The sequence below is a fragment of the Flavobacteriales bacterium genome, assembly GCA_020635855.1.
Lineage (GTDB): Bacteria > Bacteroidota > Bacteroidia > JACJYZ01 > JACJYZ01 > JACJYZ01.
Window position 1 is genome coordinate 641,053 of the sequence record JACJYZ010000003.1, and the last position, 17,476, is coordinate 658,528.

Annotated in this window: 15 protein-coding genes; 7 read left to right on the plus strand and 8 right to left on the minus strand. The window is 48.8% G+C overall.

Annotation, left to right across the window (positions count from 1 at the left end):
* Positions 1 to 6 precede the first annotated feature (6 nt).
* A complete protein-coding gene (locus H6585_11090; protein MCB9448879.1) occupies positions 7 to 1,518 on the minus strand; it encodes a hypothetical protein in 1,512 nt (503 codons plus the stop codon).
* A 197-nt stretch (positions 1,519 to 1,715) separates the two neighbouring features.
* On the opposite strand from H6585_11090, the gene H6585_11095 reads away from it, so the two are divergent.
* On the plus strand, positions 1,716 to 5,270 hold the full coding sequence (locus tag H6585_11095) for a choice-of-anchor L domain-containing protein (GenBank protein ID MCB9448880.1): 3,555 nt from the start codon (positions 1,716 to 1,718) through the stop codon (positions 5,268 to 5,270).
* Between the two features lie 15 nt (positions 5,271 to 5,285).
* Positions 5,286 to 5,717 carry a hypothetical protein gene (locus H6585_11100; protein MCB9448881.1) on the plus strand — a complete coding sequence of 144 codons (432 nt, stop codon included), beginning with the start codon at positions 5,286 to 5,288 and terminating at the stop codon, positions 5,715 to 5,717.
* A gap of 11 nt (positions 5,718 to 5,728) precedes the next feature.
* Here H6585_11100 and H6585_11105 read toward each other — a convergent pair whose 3' ends face one another.
* The 3 genes from H6585_11105 to H6585_11115 all read right to left on the minus strand — a co-directional run bounded on the left by H6585_11105 (position 5,729) and on the right by H6585_11115 (position 8,715).
* Complete coding sequence (locus tag H6585_11105; protein MCB9448882.1) at positions 5,729 to 7,423, minus strand: PspC domain-containing protein; 1,695 nt, start codon at positions 7,421 to 7,423, stop codon at positions 5,729 to 5,731.
* Entirely contained in the window at positions 7,416 to 7,757 is a 342-nt protein-coding gene (locus tag H6585_11110) for a PadR family transcriptional regulator (GenBank protein MCB9448883.1), read from the minus strand. Before H6585_11110 ends, H6585_11105 begins: the two co-directional genes overlap by 8 nt.
* 169 nt (positions 7,758 to 7,926) lie before the next feature.
* Positions 7,927 to 8,715, minus strand: a complete 789-nt coding sequence (locus H6585_11115) for a DUF3825 domain-containing protein (protein ID MCB9448884.1) — start codon at positions 8,713 to 8,715, stop codon at positions 7,927 to 7,929.
* A 778-nt stretch (positions 8,716 to 9,493) separates the two neighbouring features.
* Between H6585_11115 and H6585_11120 the strand changes: the two genes are divergently transcribed.
* Entirely contained in the window at positions 9,494 to 9,817 is a 324-nt protein-coding gene (locus H6585_11120) for a hypothetical protein (protein ID MCB9448885.1), read from the plus strand.
* Here H6585_11120 and H6585_11125 read toward each other — a convergent pair.
* The 4 genes from H6585_11125 to H6585_11140 all read right to left on the minus strand — a co-directional run bounded on the left by H6585_11125 (position 9,786) and on the right by H6585_11140 (position 13,338).
* Entirely contained in the window at positions 9,786 to 10,676 is an 891-nt protein-coding gene (locus H6585_11125) for an IS1595 family transposase (GenBank protein ID MCB9448886.1), read from the minus strand. The genes H6585_11120 and H6585_11125 overlap by 32 nt on opposite strands.
* A gap of 126 nt (positions 10,677 to 10,802) precedes the next feature.
* Complete coding sequence (locus H6585_11130) at positions 10,803 to 11,306, minus strand: hypothetical protein (protein MCB9448887.1); 504 nt, start codon at positions 11,304 to 11,306, stop codon at positions 10,803 to 10,805.
* 453 nt (positions 11,307 to 11,759) lie between these two features.
* Positions 11,760 to 12,341 carry a hypothetical protein gene (locus tag H6585_11135; protein MCB9448888.1) on the minus strand — a complete coding sequence of 194 codons (582 nt, stop codon included), beginning with the start codon at positions 12,339 to 12,341 and terminating at the stop codon, positions 11,760 to 11,762.
* Positions 12,342 to 12,477: 136 nt separating this feature from the next.
* Positions 12,478 to 13,338 carry a UbiA family prenyltransferase gene (locus tag H6585_11140; GenBank protein MCB9448889.1) on the minus strand — a complete coding sequence of 287 codons (861 nt, stop codon included), beginning with the start codon at positions 13,336 to 13,338 and terminating at the stop codon, positions 12,478 to 12,480.
* 64 nt (positions 13,339 to 13,402) lie between these two features.
* Between H6585_11140 and H6585_11145 the strand changes: the two genes are divergently transcribed.
* The 4 genes from H6585_11145 to H6585_11160 all read left to right on the plus strand — a co-directional run bounded on the left by H6585_11145 (position 13,403) and on the right by H6585_11160 (position 17,400).
* Entirely contained in the window at positions 13,403 to 14,017 is a 615-nt protein-coding gene (locus H6585_11145) for a hypothetical protein (GenBank protein ID MCB9448890.1), read from the plus strand.
* 33 nt (positions 14,018 to 14,050) lie between these two features.
* Complete coding sequence (locus H6585_11150; protein ID MCB9448891.1) at positions 14,051 to 14,791, plus strand: rhomboid family intramembrane serine protease; 741 nt, start codon at positions 14,051 to 14,053, stop codon at positions 14,789 to 14,791.
* Complete coding sequence (locus tag H6585_11155) at positions 14,781 to 15,128, plus strand: Rieske 2Fe-2S domain-containing protein (protein MCB9448892.1); 348 nt, start codon at positions 14,781 to 14,783, stop codon at positions 15,126 to 15,128. Before H6585_11150 ends, H6585_11155 begins: the two co-directional genes overlap by 11 nt.
* A gap of 121 nt (positions 15,129 to 15,249) precedes the next feature.
* Positions 15,250 to 17,400: a histidine kinase gene (locus H6585_11160; protein ID MCB9448893.1), complete on the plus strand. Its 2,151-nt coding sequence runs from the start codon at positions 15,250 to 15,252 to the stop codon at positions 17,398 to 17,400.
* Positions 17,401 to 17,476: the final 76 nt, after the last annotated feature.

A 17,476-nucleotide genomic window follows, 5' to 3' on the forward strand; every position in this document is an offset into this window, starting at 1 on the left:
GCTGCATTATTTTCTGACCAGTCTTTCGCGTACCACCTCCTCCAGTGTTTTGTGTTCGATTTTACTTTCGATCCAGGCCAGAAGATCAAAATAATCCAGGATGGTGCGTTCGTAGGGATTGGTCAGGTTCTCTTTCATTTGCTTGAACAATGCAGGCCATAACTTGTCGCGTTGGTCTTCATGTTCAGCAAGTTTTTCCAGGTATTTCAATAGGATAATCTCGGTGTTGAATAGCTTTTTCTTTCGTTTGAGGTAACTCTTTGTTGAGCGGATGTTGTGGTCCAGGATCATTTCATTGCCCTGTTCATAGTGGAAGATAAGGTTCAGGATTCGTGTGAAACACAAAATATCTTCCCTTAGTTTCTGCGACAGGATGTGATTGATCCAATGCAAGGTTTGCTTGCGGTTTCCCGCCTGCCAGTAAAAGAATGCAAGAAAGAACCCGATCACCAGTTCCTGTTCTTTGCTGAGCGGACGCTGTTTGGTGGAAAGGGCAGAGCTGACTTCCTGTACCAGGGTTGCTCCCTTCTCAAACTGTCCGGTAAGTCTGAAATAGTTCAATTCCAGACGAACACACAGTGAATAGGTTCGCACCTCCATGTCGCGTGTGAGTTTTCTGAGACCGGGCAAATAGGCCTTCAACTGACCCAGGGTGTGATGGGCCTCATCAAACCGTTTCAACCGCAAACACGCGATGATGAAATAACTGAGGGCATTCACGTGTACGCGCACATCCTGTACCAACAGCTGGGGATAGGAAGTGACGAACTGAAGAAGTTTTCGGGAGTATTCATAGTCCTTTTCCAGGTTGCCATGGGCATAATAATAATCCGACCACGCCATGTAGTAATAGACTCCTGCTTCGTAGCTCCAGCCGGGGCGTTCTTTCTGGAGGATGTCTTTCCGGATGATCTCATCCAGGCGTTGCAGTTCTTCCTTGCTTCGTGCAACACCCCGCTGATCAATAAAGGTTGTCAACCGGTAAAAGATGATTTTCAGGCTTACCACCTGTTGCAATTCGCCAATGATCCTGTTTTCCTCGGTGATGGTTTCGTCCAGGTTTTCCAGGTCGAACCGCGCCCGGGTGATCTTTTGCTCCCACGCCAGTACATCCAGGAGCAGGGTGTTCTTCTCATAGGTGTACGCTATTTTTTTGGCTTTCTGCACCAGCTTTTCACATTGTTTGTAGAGCCCTTTTTCAAACAGGATCTCGATGCTCTGCATGAGGTTGTACAACTCGTTGTTCTTGCTTCCGTCGGCGTGGTATGCCCTGAGGCTTTTGAGGATCAGGTGGTAGAGGTAATTCTTTTCGGAGGAAAGATGTTTCAACAGGGTCTTGCCTTTGAGCTTACCCCGGAGTCCGGATTCGCTGTACACAGTCATCCTGTCAATCGCATCGAACAGCAAAAGGTAGTTGCTGTCTTTGGTCCCATGCAGTTGAGAAAACCGTTTGAAGTATCGCTTCTCGGTTTGAGATAAGTGCTGGATGAGCAGGTGAAGGGGATCTGGACTCTTCATTTTAAAACCAATAATGCCTTAAATGTTTTTGGTGCAAAAAATTGATGATCAGGAAATAATGTCATTTAAAGCACCGGATGCACACGTGTTAGAAATCCAAAAATCGATATTTTTTTCATCATTCCTCACTGGTGCGCCCATTATTTTTAACCAGTAGCGTTCGTGTAGCGTCCTGAGAACCCAACTTCCTATCAGACATGAAACATACCTCCCTGAGTGGTAAGTTCTGGTATAGGTACATTTTTACCGCTGTGTTGTTTTTTACAACAGCCTGGTCGGCTCATGCACAGTTGACCGTGGTAGGCGGGTTGACTGCAAACAATATCAAGGATCTTCTTTTCGGTCCCGACGTGACCGTATCCAACTTCACCGTTAATTGTCCGAACGGTGCATACGGCTCGTTCGATGGAACCGCATCCAACATCGGCTTGACCGGAGGTATCCTTCTTACCACCGGTTCCATTACACTGGCCCGGGGACCCAATAACCAGGGGGATGCAGGAAGAGACAACAACGGACCGGGCGACAAAGACCTGGATGACCTGGTGAATGGTGGAACACCCTGTACCGTCGGTGGCGCCTGCACCCAACCCGGTTGCACAGGTACCATGACAAGCAACGGAACCTGTACCTGTACCCAATGTGCCAACGGGAATGAAAGTTTTGACGCGTGTTCCATCGAAATGGATATCGTTCCGACCTGTGATCAGATTCAGATTCATTATGTGTTCGGATCCGAAGAGTATCCCGAATATGTGAACTCAAACGTGAGCGATGCGTTTGCCTTTTTGATTTCAGGTCCCGGGATTACCGGCACTCAGAACATCGCATTGGTGCCGGGTACCAACCTGAACGTGGAAATCGATAACATCAATGCCAATACCAACAACCAGTATTATGTGAACAACACCAACGGTGCTACGGTTCAGTATGATGGATTTACGAAAGTTCTTACCGCCACCATGAAGGTAGTTCCGTGTGAAACCTACCACCTGAAAGTGGTCATTGCCGACTATGGCGACGGGATCTATGACTCCGGCGTATTCCTGGAGAAGGGAGGTATCAACTGCGGTACACCTACGCTCACCGTTACCGCAACCGATGCCGTTGAATGCTGCACCGACGGATCATTTACCTTTACATTGGATCAGGCGCAGGCGAAGGCACTCACCATTAACTATACCTTGAAGGGTACCGCAACGGACGGTGTAGACTTTACCGGATTGTCAGGCACGGTGAACTTTCCGGTTGGGCAAACAACCGTGACCGTTCCTGTGTCCGCTATTTGTGACCAGCTGGTGGAAGGACAGGAAACCATCGAGCTGTTCATCGGTCAGGCCATCTGCGGAGGTAGCCTGGATGCATCAGCCACGTTAACAATCAGTGACGGACCCGCTGTGGATGCAGGCCCCGACCAGGTGATCTGCACCAACAGTGCCAACCTGAACGCCACCGGCACGGGGTCATTCATATGGTCACCCACCAACGGCCTGTCGTGCACCACTTGCCCGAACCCCGTGGCCACACCCGCCACCACCACCACATATCATGTGACCCTGACCGACGGCAATGGTTGTTCGGTGGAAGACAGCGTATCGGTGATCGTCAGCTGCGGGCCGACCGTCACCGCCACCGGCGATGAAATTTGCAACGGTGATTGCGGAACTGTGGAAGCATCTGCTCTGGGCGGTGCTTTGCCCTATACCATCACCTGGAACCCGAGTCCGGGTACCGGTGCCGGACCGCATTCCGTATGTCCCGCCGCTACCACGAGATATTACGTGACAGTTACCGATGCGGATGGCAACTCCGATACCGCTTCCGCGCTTGTGATTGTCAATGAACTGCCGGTGCTTACTACCACTACCGTCGATCCGTTGTGCAATGGCATGTGCAATGGTTCCGCTACGGTGAATGCAAGCGGGAATGGCGGTTTCTCTTACGCCTGGGATGATCCGGCATCGCAAACCGCAGGCACCGCTACGGGACTGTGTGTGGGAACATACAACGTAACCGTTACCGATGCGAAGGGTTGTGTGTCTACCACAAATGCGACCCTCGCTGCACCCAACGCACTCACACTTTCCACCAGTCAGGTGGATGTGACCTGCAACGGGTATTGTGACGGAAGTGCAACGGTATCTGCCGGTGGCGGAAGTCCGGGTTACCAATATGTATGGAATGATCCCGCCACACAAACGGCTGCTATGGCAACGGGTCTTTGCGCAGGCCACTACACGGTGAGCGTATCCGATCAGAACGGATGCCAGGACACCATCGGGGTTGTTATCACAGAGCCTGCCGGTGTTACCGCCACCGTGACACACACCGATATTTCCTGCAATGGTGCTTGCGATGGAACCGCTACCGTTACGGCAAGCGGTGGTTCGGGAACCCTGACGTATGCATGGAGTGATGCAGCGTCGCAGGGTGGTGCCGTAGCTACTGGTCTTTGCGCCGGAAGCTATACGGTAAGTGTCACAGATGCGGCTTCGTGTCTAAAGACGTTGATGGTAACGGTAACTGAACCCACGGCTTTGGTGGTGACTGAAACCCACCAGGACATCGGGTGCTGGGGAGGTGCGGATGGAGGTATTGATCTGACGGTATCCGGTGGCACCCCGAACTACGGGTATCAGTGGGACAATGGTTCTGGCGTACAGGACCCGACCGGTCTGACGGCCGGCAGCTATTGTGTGACCGTCACCGATGCAAACGGATGCAGTGAGACTTTATGTGTGACATTAATCGAACCGGATGCAATCGTGCTGGATACAGCTTCTTCTCCTGCCTCCTGTGGCAATGACATCGGAACGGCTTCCGTTCAGGTCGTCACAGGAGGAACCCCACCCTTCACATACACATGGGATGATGCAGGCAAGAGTACCACGTCAACGGTGACAGGCCTTGCATCAGGCACCTATTGTGTGACGGTTACCGACGCCAACGGGTGTTCGGATCAGACCTGTGTGTTTGTGAATGACATTTCGGTGTACCCGGTGATCTGCTTCACCGATAGCCTCACGGGTTGCGTACCCCTGGTGGCAACATTCACCAATTGCACTTCCGGGGGAGGAACGTGTTACTGGGATTTCGGTGATGGAACCACATCCACCGACTGCAATCCCGAACATACATTTTCGGAACCGGGATGTTATGATATCACATTGTCAGTTACGTCTCCTGAAGGATGTACATCTTCCCTGACCAAAAACTGTTACGTGGAAGGTTATCCATGGCCATCCGCCGATTTCACCGCCGATCCATGGGAGGTGAACATCTTCTATCCGGTGATAGACTTCACCGACAAATCAACCGACGCGGTGAGCTGGCGTTGGGAGTTTGGTGATGGAGATACCAGTCTTTCCCGGAATCCCACCCACGTGTTCAGCGATACGGGGTGTTACGACGTTCGACTTGTGCTTGAAAACCAGTACGGTTGCTGGGATGAAGTCATTCGTACGGTTTGTGTAAAAGATATTCATGCCATTTATTTCCCCAACGTATTCACACCGAACAAAGATGGTAAGAATGACATCTTCATGCCGAAGTATTACAATGTTTGTGAACTTGAAATGTTCATTTTTGATCGGTGGGGAAACCTGGTGTTCAAGACAACAGGTATGGATGGATGGGATGGAAAGATCAACGGAAATGACGCCCAGGAAGACGTGTTTGTATGGCTGGCAAAGGGTACATTCTGTGATGGGGAAGATTTCAAACGAATCGGCCACGTCACATTGGTTCGTTAAACACAGACAGGAATCATGAACAAGAACTTTTTGACCTGCTTGCTGACCGGTCTCCTGGTTTCACTGGCGGGAGTTGCAAGTGCGCAGTTGAGTGCTGCTTTGGTGCAGCAGAAAATCTGTACGAAGTGGAGCTTTGATCGGGCTGTGATTCATGAGTCTGGCGTGCCTGTTGAATCACCGCAGGGAGATCAGGCAAACACCCTCGTGTTTCAAAAGGATGGTACGTATTTGCAAACGGCCAATGGCAACGTCATGGAGGGAACGTGGGAGTTCAATGAAGAGGCCAGCAGGCTTTTTCTGAAGGTACTTCGTTACAACGGCCGAGATATTCCGCAAGGGGAGGCGCGAACGTATCAATGGATCCTGGTTAAGCTGGATCAAGGGAAGATGGAACTGGTGAGGGAGGCACGGCAAAATCTGATCAGGGAAATCTACCGCACCCAATAAAAAAATCCGGGCTAGATGGCCCGGATTTTTTGTTCTCCATTCATTTCTACGTCGACGTCGGTGATGATGTCTCGGCTTCTGTTTTCATAGCGTTTTTCACATGTAATGCATTCGAGTCCGTCGCGGGTCATCTTCCATTGATGTCCGACCATTTTCCTGTCGTATGTATCGGTTGTATTGTCTACGTCGTAGAGGATTCGGTCCATGCGTTGACTCAGGTCGATGACCATGCCTTCGGGAATCCATACAATCACTTCAGCCTGCTGCACACGCCATGGTGTTTCCCGGCTGAAGGTGAAGAACGGGTCGAACAGGATCAGTGAATCACGGATGGAGAAGGCATAACGGATGTCGTCGGTATGCATTTCCGCTTCTCCCCGGGTTCTTCCGTGTGCCGATTTGATTATTTCCACGGAAACACTATCGGTCATGCTTCGGCGGATGTCAAGCCGAAGGGCGCCCATGTATACTTTTCCGTCGCCGATTTCCACAAACTCCAGGTAATCGGGATGGTAACGGTCGTAGGTTGTGGTTTTGAAATGATCGCGGTTTACATCCAGGTAAAGGGTGTCTCCGTGTGTGGCAACGGGAATCATTTCCCTGGAATCGGTTTCGTGTTTGAACTCAAGTGAAGTTCTTGAGATCAGCACCAGTCCCATGATCACGCCGGCAGCCCATAAGGCGGAAAGAATCAACCCCATTCCGCGGGTACCGGTGCGCACACCGAAAAGCAGTCGTACTCCTGCCAGGAGCAGTCCCATGATGGGTATGCATACGACCAGGATCAGGCTGATGATGCCAATCGGGAATTGCCAAGATGCCGGCAGGAAAGTGCGTTGGATATCGATCCATTCCATTCCTTCGATGCCACACCGGACGTCATCGCTGTGCCATCCGAAGAAAACATCCGAACCGAACAGGGATGCGATAAAGAAGATCAGCAGGAAGATGCCGAAGAAGGTCAGCACAACACCGATGAACTTTCCTCCGAGGCGCAGTACGCCCAATATCAGTTGACCGATGGCGGAGAAGAAGCGCTCAAAAAAATTTCCGGACCTGTCTTTGTCGGCCTGTCGTTCATGCTTGCCATCCGAACCCTGGAAGCGTTTCTTCAGGTTGTCCATTTCATCACGGATGGTTTTTTCAATGTTGCTGATGTTGACCTTTTCTCCTTTCATTTCAAGCTTTTCTGCGGTGGTAGAAGCTTCCGGAACGATCATCCAAAGGAGGATGTAGAAGAGGAAACCAGAACCGAATAGCAGGAAGGAGGCGGCAAATGCCAGGCGGAACCAAAGCGGATCCAGGTCGAAATAGGCACCGATCCCGCTGCAAACCCCACCCAGTACTTTGTCGTCGGGGTCGCGGAAGAGTCGCCGTGCTTTCCTGCGTCGATAGCTGTGACCTTCGTCGGTTGCACCATGAGCCTCGGTGCCTTCTTCTTCATGTTGTGCGAAGTCTTCAGGTTTTCCCATCACCCTGATCATTTCCTCCACGTCGGATTTTACGATCACTTCCTTCCGGTCTTTGACCTTTCCCTGGAAGATTTCGGCAATGCGGGATTCGATGTCGGCCATGATCTCGTCGCGGCCTTCGGCTTCTCTGAAATACCCGCGGATCTTATCCAGGTATTTCTGCAGGATGTCATAGGCTTCTTCTTCAATGTGAAAAATGATCCCTGCAATGTTGATCGTGACGGTTTTATTCATGGTTCTTGTTTTTGGAAGTGGTGGAATGAACGGCCTGTTCAAGTTCTTCCCAGGTGGTGTTGAGTTCTTTCAGGAATTGCTTGCCTACAGGTGTCAGGGCATAATATTTTCGGGGCGGACCGGAGGAAGATTCTTCCCAGCGGTAGCTGAGCAGTCCGGCATTCTTGAGCCGGGTCAGCAAAGGGTAGAGGGTACCTTCCACCACAATCAGTTTGGATTGTTTCAGTCGCTCGATGATGTCGGAGGCATAAGCATCCGTGTCGTTGAGTAGTGAGAGGATACAGAACTCGAGAATCCCTTTGCGCATCTGCGCCTTGGTGTTTTCGATGTTGATCATGGGACAAATGTAGATCAAAATATAGTACTATGCAATACATAGTACCTTAAAAAATGTTAACGGGAGGGCACCTATACCCTCAGAACACTTGGCTATTTGTCTGTGGTTTCTAGCGGGATGGGCACAAAAAAAGCCGCACTAGGCGGCTGGATGTTTTTAGTAATGACTATGGCTTTAGCCATTCGTCATCTGGGCGGGCGATCAGTCTGGCGTTGTTTATAGCCATATCCAAAGTCAAACACGTTCTTCCATTGTAGTATGACCCGTTCTTATAGATGGCGAGAGCTAAATCAGCTGTAGAAGGATTCGTCAGACACAAAGGAAGTAACAGTTGAATTTGGCCTTCTGGAACAAATTGCCCCCTATAGTATTGCGGAATGGCAGTCTTGTAGTTACGCATCACACGTTTCTTGGCATGTTCAATTGCGCCAGTAAGCGTGTTTATTATTTGATGCTTGGGAAGCTTTTTGATGTCCTCGGGGAATCTATCAATATTATTAGGATCATCAACTATGTGATCAATGTTAATCCTTAATTCTAATCCGAAGTCGTAAAACAGTTCTGATATGTCATCAAAATAGGTGGCTCTTTCAGGAAGCTTTGAGAATCTAGCTAAGTTTGAATCACTTTCCTTACAAAATTCAACAAAGAACCGGCCAGAACCGTCCTGTGTTTCCTTAAACAGTATGAATATTTCCTGATAATTAGGTGTTATTAGCCCTGTGTTAAAACATGAATATCTTTCATATTCAGCTATTTTTCCTTGTTCCTTGATTCGCATAAATGTGTGAATCAAGTAATTGCGAAGAATAGGAAATTGTTTTTGACACGGTGTCTTGGCATAGTCCCAATTTTCTGGGATTGCTGTTGATTGAAGCTTGTTCAATGTGTCATCAATCTTGCCAAGAGAAGCATATTGAAAAAGTGGGTTTTGGGTCTTTGTCTGAGTCTGCATGTTTAAAAGTTTTAGTTTATAGCACGAAAGCCCGCTACAAAAATGCAGCGGGCTAAGTGAAATCTCTGTATGTTCTTTATCGTTTTTTTTAAGCTGTCTTTGGGTAAATCAATGGTGGTTTAATCTTGAAATGTTCTTTTGTGTGTTTGTTTAAGCTATCGCTTTTTACTTGTTCATGTACGCAAAGGTATTATAAAAGTTTCCATTAAAACAAGCGGAATGATGAAAAATTGTGACAGGACACAAAGTTTAACAATCATGCCTTGCATATATGTAGTTGTTTGTCTGTGCGATGCTATTTATTTTTACCTCGACATAAAAAGCGTAGCTGCTCCGCTACTGAAACGACCAAATTACCATTATCACAGGAGACAGCTAAGCCCACGCATAGCGTTGGCTTGGTGTGTGTTTTGTGATAGGGCCTTGGTCGGCCTCAGTAGCAGACACCTTCAGGTTCCACGCTTTTTTTATGGTTCAATTTCCGTTAAGGGACCTACGGTAAATCTTGTGTGCCACATGAAAAAGGGTATTTTGATTATCGGGTGTATACTGATGGTCTTCTTGATCTTTACCAATCCATCTTTAAAAGACTTCAAGGACTATCTGCCATCAGAAATAACGGCTTCCCCCAAAAGAGCAATAGAGTATCATTCTAAATACAGCAATTGGCTTATATTCTCCAAGTTCGAGTACAGATGTATGAAGTGTATGCCAAATATGGGAACGGATATCCCTCCCCCAAGTTCGTTCAGATATCACCCAATGACATCAAGATATCTTGGCATTGCGGGAAATTTCTACAAGATTAAATAGCTTTGGGGATACCCAAAAGAAATCATTGATGACCACAGCCCAACTAGCACCCTATTTGGATCACATTTGCGAATTCATCCTTGAGGATGGAGAGATGTTGCACGGCACCATAGAGCAACATCAGGATGAATACGTGTTCTATTCAAAAGACGAAAAGAGGCCCATTTCCCCGGAGCAAATAACGAGTGCTGAAGTTGTTGTTAGGATGGACAACCCGGATCACCGGGAGGACTTTAACCAAGCCATACGCCAATCCATCAACCAGCCACCCTCAAAAGAAGATGATTAAACATTTCTCTTCCTAGTTCACGTTGGTTGTAGCGATAAGCGCATTCATCAATGTATCGCTGTAAGTATTCCCTGGATACAAAGATGTGTGTCCCCTTTACCATTCGCTTTAATTGGCTCCAGAATCCCTCAATTGTGTTCGTTGTGGCCCATCCATCACGGTATTGCTTTATCATGTGACTTACTGCCTTGTGTTCATATCCGAGGTCGCACAATCGCTTGTAGGCTTTGTTTTCGTCAGTCGATACCTTGGCGCTTTTGTCCACACTTTTTGTGATAATTGGCACAAGTGTTTCCTTTTTGGCATCTGGCACCACAACAGCCCATACATGCCCACGTCGTTCTACCATTCCAAACACAGTTGACTTTCTGTTAAAGTCCCTCCATCTGTATGGATACTTTTCCCATTTACTTCCATAGTCACTTGTCCGGGGAGTGCCACCCACCCAACTTTCATCCATTTCAACAAAACCGGTTAGTTTGTCCTTGTCTTTCCCGCTCATAAGCTTGCGTATCTGATGGGTCATACGCAGGGCTGTCTTGTATGTACAGCCTAAGAGTCGTTCAACCTCTTTGGACGCAACACCGTTTCGGGTGCTGGTCATTAAGAACATAACAAAAAACCAATCCTTTAAAGGTGTCGTGGATTTGTGGAATATGGTTCCGGCAGTTGGGTAGATTTGGTGGTAACAGTATCGACAATGGTAGCACTTTCGTGTTTTTACCCGAACATATTCGGCTTTGTGTTCACATTTTGGGCATTCCTTCATATGCCCGTACCTAATCTTGAACAGTTCAGCTAAACACGCGTTATCATTGGGAAACCGCTCACGAAACTGTTTGATTGTGAATTTTTCCATATCTTTGAGTGTTAAGTAAATGAGCCGGCGGACGGGATCGAACCGTCAATTCTTGGGGTGACAATTCCAGAATTAAACCTAATCACCGGCTACAAAATCAGTCCTCAGTTGCCGCTGAGGACTTTTTTATTTCCCATACAGTTCCTTTCTCATTTTGTCCTTTAAATGCTCTTCTTTGGGTATCATCTTCTTTTGGTCAAAGAATGACGGAGGCCCATAGTATTGCTTGTGGTTGTTGATTACGCTGTTTAGTTCTCCCTTTCCTTTCCTTGCTGACAACCTTGCCGATACAGAACTTTTAAGCTTGACGGCATCTATACCGGGTTCGTGAGCAATGATAAATGACATGATTTGCGTGTAGGATCCCACCTTATTGGTGGCATTAAAGTAGAAGTCGATCTTGTCGTCAAGCTTCCATTCCTTTTCATAGTCACCCCGTACAAAAGTTGGATCGTCATCCGTGCTAAGGGGGCTACTGTTAGGATCGTCTTTCACCTGTTCCCAAATCTCGTCCAGTTCTTCCAGCTCGTCTTTCAGGTCTTGAATGTTTTTCTTTATCACGTTGCGACGATAGGCTACATATTTGAGATAGTCATTCAGTTGCTTCCCGGTTAGTTTAAGTTGTTTCATGGTGGAGTATAATAGAATATATAGATAAAGATAGACAAATATATAAATCATAGCCTATATATCAAACCGTAAAATTGCTTCAATATTCCAACTGCCAGAATATCAACCTAATAAAAATCGTAAGTGTCTTGAGGGGATAGGTGCCAACGGGAGAGATGGGAGACGTTAGATAGTAGACAATAGGCAAGGGGAAGCGGGCTGGTACGCGCATGATTGGGGGACGGATAGAGAGGGCCTGACCTCGCGTGACATGGGCTTTGCCGGCCGATTGCGCAGAGCGTCGGGGCGCACGAATCCCCGCCCCAGCCTAAGTTAGGAAATACGCAAACGCGGTAGGAGCGAACATGATGTTCGGTCTTACTCCTGAAAGAAAGTACAGTGATTTGTTCGGGATGTGAACCTAATGATAGGTTGGGTGTGGGACCACAGACCGGCCCGATTCGTTATTGGTAATTATTCCTCATCGTCATCTTCCATGTCCGACTCAGGAACAATGTGTTGGGTAAGGTTTTCTTCCCGTTCAATGGTGACCTTGATCTGCAACATGTAGAATTGGAATTCATCGTTCACCCGATCGAAATCGTATTCGAGCTGGTGACCCGAACGCAGGGCGATGTCCACCAAGGCCAGGTCGGAATATCCTTTTTCGTAAAATTCTTTGTTGGTGAGTGCATCCAGGTGGAGTGATTTCAGGCTTTGTTTGTCGAGCCGGTTCACCTGGTTGAATTTTTCCCGGAGTCGTTTGGCGCGCCCGTTGCTGACGAGGTTGCCGGTGGTGATGTAGAGAAAGTCTTCGCGAATTCCCATCATAATGATGGGCAGGTGAAGGTTCTTGGTAGCATGGATGCGTTTGGATGAGAGGCCTTGCTTGTAGAGGCTTTCGAGGACTTCCACCATGATGGCATACACCTTTTTCTGGACAGCCTGTTTGATCCGGAGACTGTCCAGGTTGGTCTTGCTCATGTGCAGCAAGCTGTTGATGATTCCCCGGTTCAATTTCCCCTCATACACCAATGTCAGTTTCTTTTCTGACATGATACGGTGCAGGTCCGATATGTACCTAATCTGCGTGTTCATCTGAGAACATCCGTTTGAGAAATAATGCTAGTCCTGTGACATGTCTACGCACCTTGTTAACCCAGGGTTACGGGATACGTAGTTACGCTTAGCCTTAGAGCCAGCAGAGATCCAGAATGACGGAAGCGGCGAAAACCACGCTGGCTATGCCATTGGCGGTGAAGAATGCCAGGTCGACCCTGCTTAAGTCATTGGGTTTGACCAAGCGGTGCTGATAGATCAGCAAGCCAATGAAAAGGGCACATCCGGTCCAATAGCCTATGCCCATGTTTCCCATCCATCCTGCCATAAGCACGCAGGCAGCGGATCCGGTGTGAAGCATCTCCGACAGGCGGAGTGCACCTTTGCTTCCGAGCCAGACCGGTATGGATTTCAAGTGATGAGTGCGGTCAAAAGATTCATCCTGGAGGGCATAGATGATATCGAAGCCACTGACCCAGAACAACACGGCGAAAGAGAACATCAGCGGCATCCAGGCAAATACACCGGTGACTGCCAGATAAGCGCCAATGGGGGCAAGTGCCAGGCCGATACCAAGGATCAGGTGGCACAGTGCGGTGAATCGTTTGGTCAGGCTATAACCAAGGATCACAGCCAGTGCTACCGGCGACAACGCCAGGCAGAGCGGGTTGATGAAGCCGGTGGTTACAATGAACAGCAATGCGTTGATCAGGGTAAAAGCCAGTGCCCCGTTGGCACCTATCACACCTGAAGGGATCTCCCTGACTGCTGTCCGGGGATTTTGTGCATCGAAACGCCGGTCGGCATATCGGTTGAATGCCATGGCTGCACTCCGGGCAAAAACCATACACAGTAGTACTTTCAGCAACAGCCATCCGTCAATGCCTGCGCCCCGTTCCAGGATACCCAACGTAAAACCGATCATCGCAAATGGAAGGGCGAAAATCGTGTGACTGAATTTCACCAGAGAAAGATATTGTTTGACAGTTGCCATGTATTGCAAAAGTAGGTATTTGAAAAGACAATGCAGCGTAGGTCGGAGTGTGTTATATTTGTAGATGCACCGGCTCATTACATTTCTGATCATTGCTTGCACGGCATGGGGCACGCAGGCACAAAATGTCAGTTTAAAGGATGGTCTGTACCAGACGTTCGAGGATTTCAGGCATGCACGATGTATTCCGCTTGAACGAATTATTTCCAGCAGTCCGCAGGATGATCTCCAGTTTCTGAACAAAGAAATGACCCGTAAGTTCATTAAGTACAAGGATGACCGGGACTCGGTGCGGGAAGTGAAAAGCTCTTCCATGTGGGGATATGTGTCCAACGGTTCCCTCTTTGTGAACCACAACAGTGCTTTTAACCGTGTTCCTGTTGTGGGTAGCCTCGCCCATTTCACAGCTATTGTGGAAACCTACCAGGGGCCGGCAAATCCGTACCACACGGTAGGGGAACCCATGTATACAAGGGAAATGCGTCAATATGTCCTGAAACTGGCAGATGGCATGATATTGGAGTTTACGCCGGGCAACATGATACACATGATGCAGGATGATCCGGCCATGTTGGAATCTTTCTCCCAGCTGAAACGCAGTCAGCAACGGAAGTTGATGTTCATGTACCTTAGGCAGTACAATGAAGCGCATCCATGGGAAGGCCAGCAACCGCAATAGAACATCCGGCGTCATCGATCCGAACCGATGCGAATGAATCCGGTCCAAAAAATAAAGCTTAAGTACAGCATCCTGTTCCCGGCATTGTTGCTGGGCATGATGTGGGCCTCCTGGCTTATCGTGGATGCTTCGGGCATGGATGCGTCCAGGTTCGGAACCTTACCGCGGAGCTTTCAAGGATTGATCGGTATTCTCACGGGCCCCTTCATCCATGATCCTGAAAACCTGGATCACATCCTGTCGAACAGTTTGCCCATGCTGGTTCTTGGAGCTTTTACCTATTATTTTTACCGGCGTGTGGCGATCCGCGTGTTTCTCTGGATTTATCTGGCCCACGGGTTGCTGCTATGGTGCTTTGCCCGACCTGTGGTGCATATCGGAGCGAGCGGCCTGATCTATGGCTTGGCCACGTTCCTGTTCGCCAGCGGTATTTTTAGGCGCGACCGAAGTTCGGTGGCGGTGGCATTGGTTGTGACCTTTTTGTATGGAGGTATGATGTGGGGCATTTTTCCCATGCCGAACCATGTTTCCTGGGAAGCCCACCTGTTCGGTGCGGTATCCGGAGTGATGACAGCTGCTATGTATTGGAAAGTGGATTTACCGCCACCACCGGTATACGACTACGAACTGGAGGAGGAAGAGCCTGAAACGGATGAGGAGGCCCATGCGCAAGACAACCACGATGGTCATCATCCGCCCAAACCCGGAATTACGGTGCATGTTCATTACCTGCCAAAGACCCACCACCCACACAGACCTCACGATGCACTTTGAAAAACGTGTTCAGTGGATCAGGGTGTACCTGACCGAAGAAGCCGCACAGAGAAAGATTCCCCTGAACAGTTCACAAACCGTAACGGCAGGGGGGTGGTCTTTTTGCATGGCGCGTACCGAGGAAGGTATCTTTGCGCTTGGCCCTCGCTGTCCGCACCAAGGATTCAAATGGGGCGGAGCTTCCTGCCAGGATGGATTCATTGTATGCCCATTGCACAGGTTCGGTTTTAACCTCAAGAATGGAAAAGGGCAAGGGATGCACGTGGAGACATTCCCGGTTGAAGTCAGGAAAGATGGGGTTTTTGTAGGCGTTGAGAGGCGTGTGTTTGTTTGGTGATATAGGTATATATACGCGGTATTATAGGCAATTCTTTCCGATTTCTTAATGCTAAATGTTTGATTGAATGATTTAGCTTTGAGACTTTAAAAAGAACCTACAGTCTACCCCCGAAAATCACATGTGTCTTACCGGATTCACCTCTGCCACTCCTTGGAAAAGTTCTCTATGGAGTATCCTTCTCCTGCTGATTCTTTCATTTGCCAACATATCCGGTGTTCATGCCAGGGTAAGTGCCGACAGCCTGCGGGCATTGTCAATCGGAGGCTTGAAAGCATTTCTCGCCACCGAACAATCAGATACCTCCCTTGCCAATGCCTACTGGGAACTGACGGATCTGTATAAGAAGGTCAACCGCGACAGCGCCATGTATTGGGTGGAAGAAGGACTCCGGCGTACCAGGGAAGCGGGCAACAGGTTATGGGAAGGAAACCTGCTGATGGAAAAGGCACGTATTTACCATTGGTATGATGAATTCGAAACATCCAATGCCATTTACCGGGAATCCCTTCCGATTTTCATGGAGATGAATCGCTATGGCCGCATAGCAGCGGTGTACAACGGCATTTTCGTGAATCACATCGATGCCGGCATCCATCACGATTCTGTGGATACGTATTTCTTCAAACTGATCGCGCTGAAAGATTCCCTCGGGGATGCCAAGCTCATCGGTAAGGCGCACTACAATTACAGCATTCAACAATTCCAGGAAGGTAAATATCACCTGGCTGTGGACCACCTCATGCAGGCCATTGAGATTTACAAGGAGGTAGGGTATGACAAAGGTGTACTGATGTCAAAAAGCAACCTGGCCCAGATCCAGTTCGGATTGAAAAACATCGACAAGGCAATTGAGCTGAACAAGGAAGTGGGAGTTGAGTTTAAGAAAATGGGTGATGAGGTGCGGTATGCCGGCGCATTGCAGAACCTGGGAGCGTGCTATGAAGCCCTGCACAGGTATGATCAGGCTGTTCAATGTTTCAGGGAAGCCATTGCCCTGAATAATAAGAACAACTTCCAGCGTAATAACCTGCAGGCGTATGAAGGCCTCGCCGCTCACATGTATGCGTTGGATAAACCCGACTCCTCCCTGTATTTCGCAGGCCTGGCACTGGCATTGGAAAAGGAAAACTATCCGGCCTATTCACAGGCCGCAAACCTGACCATGGCACAGGCATACGTAGCAAAAGGAAATTATCCTCTGGCGGAACGGTATGCACTGGGTTATTTGAAATACAACCGTGAAAAAGGCGCCGATGAGTATACTTCCAACAGCTACAAAGTGCTGGCCCGGTTATATGAAAAATGGGGCAAGCACAAAGAGGCCAACACCTATTATGCATTGAACGAGGAACTGCGCGACTCCATGTTCAAAAAACAATACACCCAACAGGTGGCCGACATGGAAGCCTGGTACTGGAGCGCCCAAAAGCGGAACGACCTCACCCTGGCAAAAAAGAACGAGGCGCTTAAGTCGCAGGAAGCCAACCAGGCCGTAATACAGAAGGAGCTTTATGCCAGTCAGCGCAACGGACTTTTCGTGTTGTTCATTTTGCTGGGAACATCCGGCGTGCTTGTTTACCGGGTGAACCTGCAAAGGAAAAAGAGCCAGTACATGAAGCAGGTGAGTGAAATGGAATTGAAGGCGGTCCGTGCGCAGATGAATCCGCACACCGTGTTCAATGTGATGTCGGCCATTCAGGCACTGATTCTCAAAGGTGACCTTCAGAAAGCGCACCAGGGAATGGGTAAATTCGGGCAGCTCACCCGAAGAATTCTTGAAAACTCCGAGAAACAACTGATTCCGATAGAGGATGAAATCATGGCGCTTCAGAGTTATATTGAGATCGAATCACTCCGTTTCCCGATCCAATATAAGATTGAAGTGGATCCCGAACTCGACCAGGAAATGGTGGAGATCCCTTCCATGATTCTTCAACCGTATGTGGAAAATGCCATCAAGCATGGCATTGCCAACAAAGACCGGGGCGTGGCCGGCAAACTGAACATCCGCCTCGCCAAAGAAACCAATGGCATATTCTGTACGGTGGAGGACGACGGTGTGGGACGGGATGAGGCGGAATCCAAAAAGAACGTGCGCGACCAGCACTATTCCATGGGTACGCGACTGATCAGGGAACGGCTTGACCTGCTCGGCAAGGGCATGTCCGGCCGGGCCTCTGTGGATATCCTTGATGTGAAAAACGAGAACGGAAAGGTGGTGGGTACACGGGTTGAGCTGCACATTCCGGTTGCTTTTGGTGAGAACTGATGCGATTTTAAAAATAACCGGAGCAGTTGTATGGAAAAGTGAACCGACCCGGACCTTAGGAGTGTTCCCCTCCACA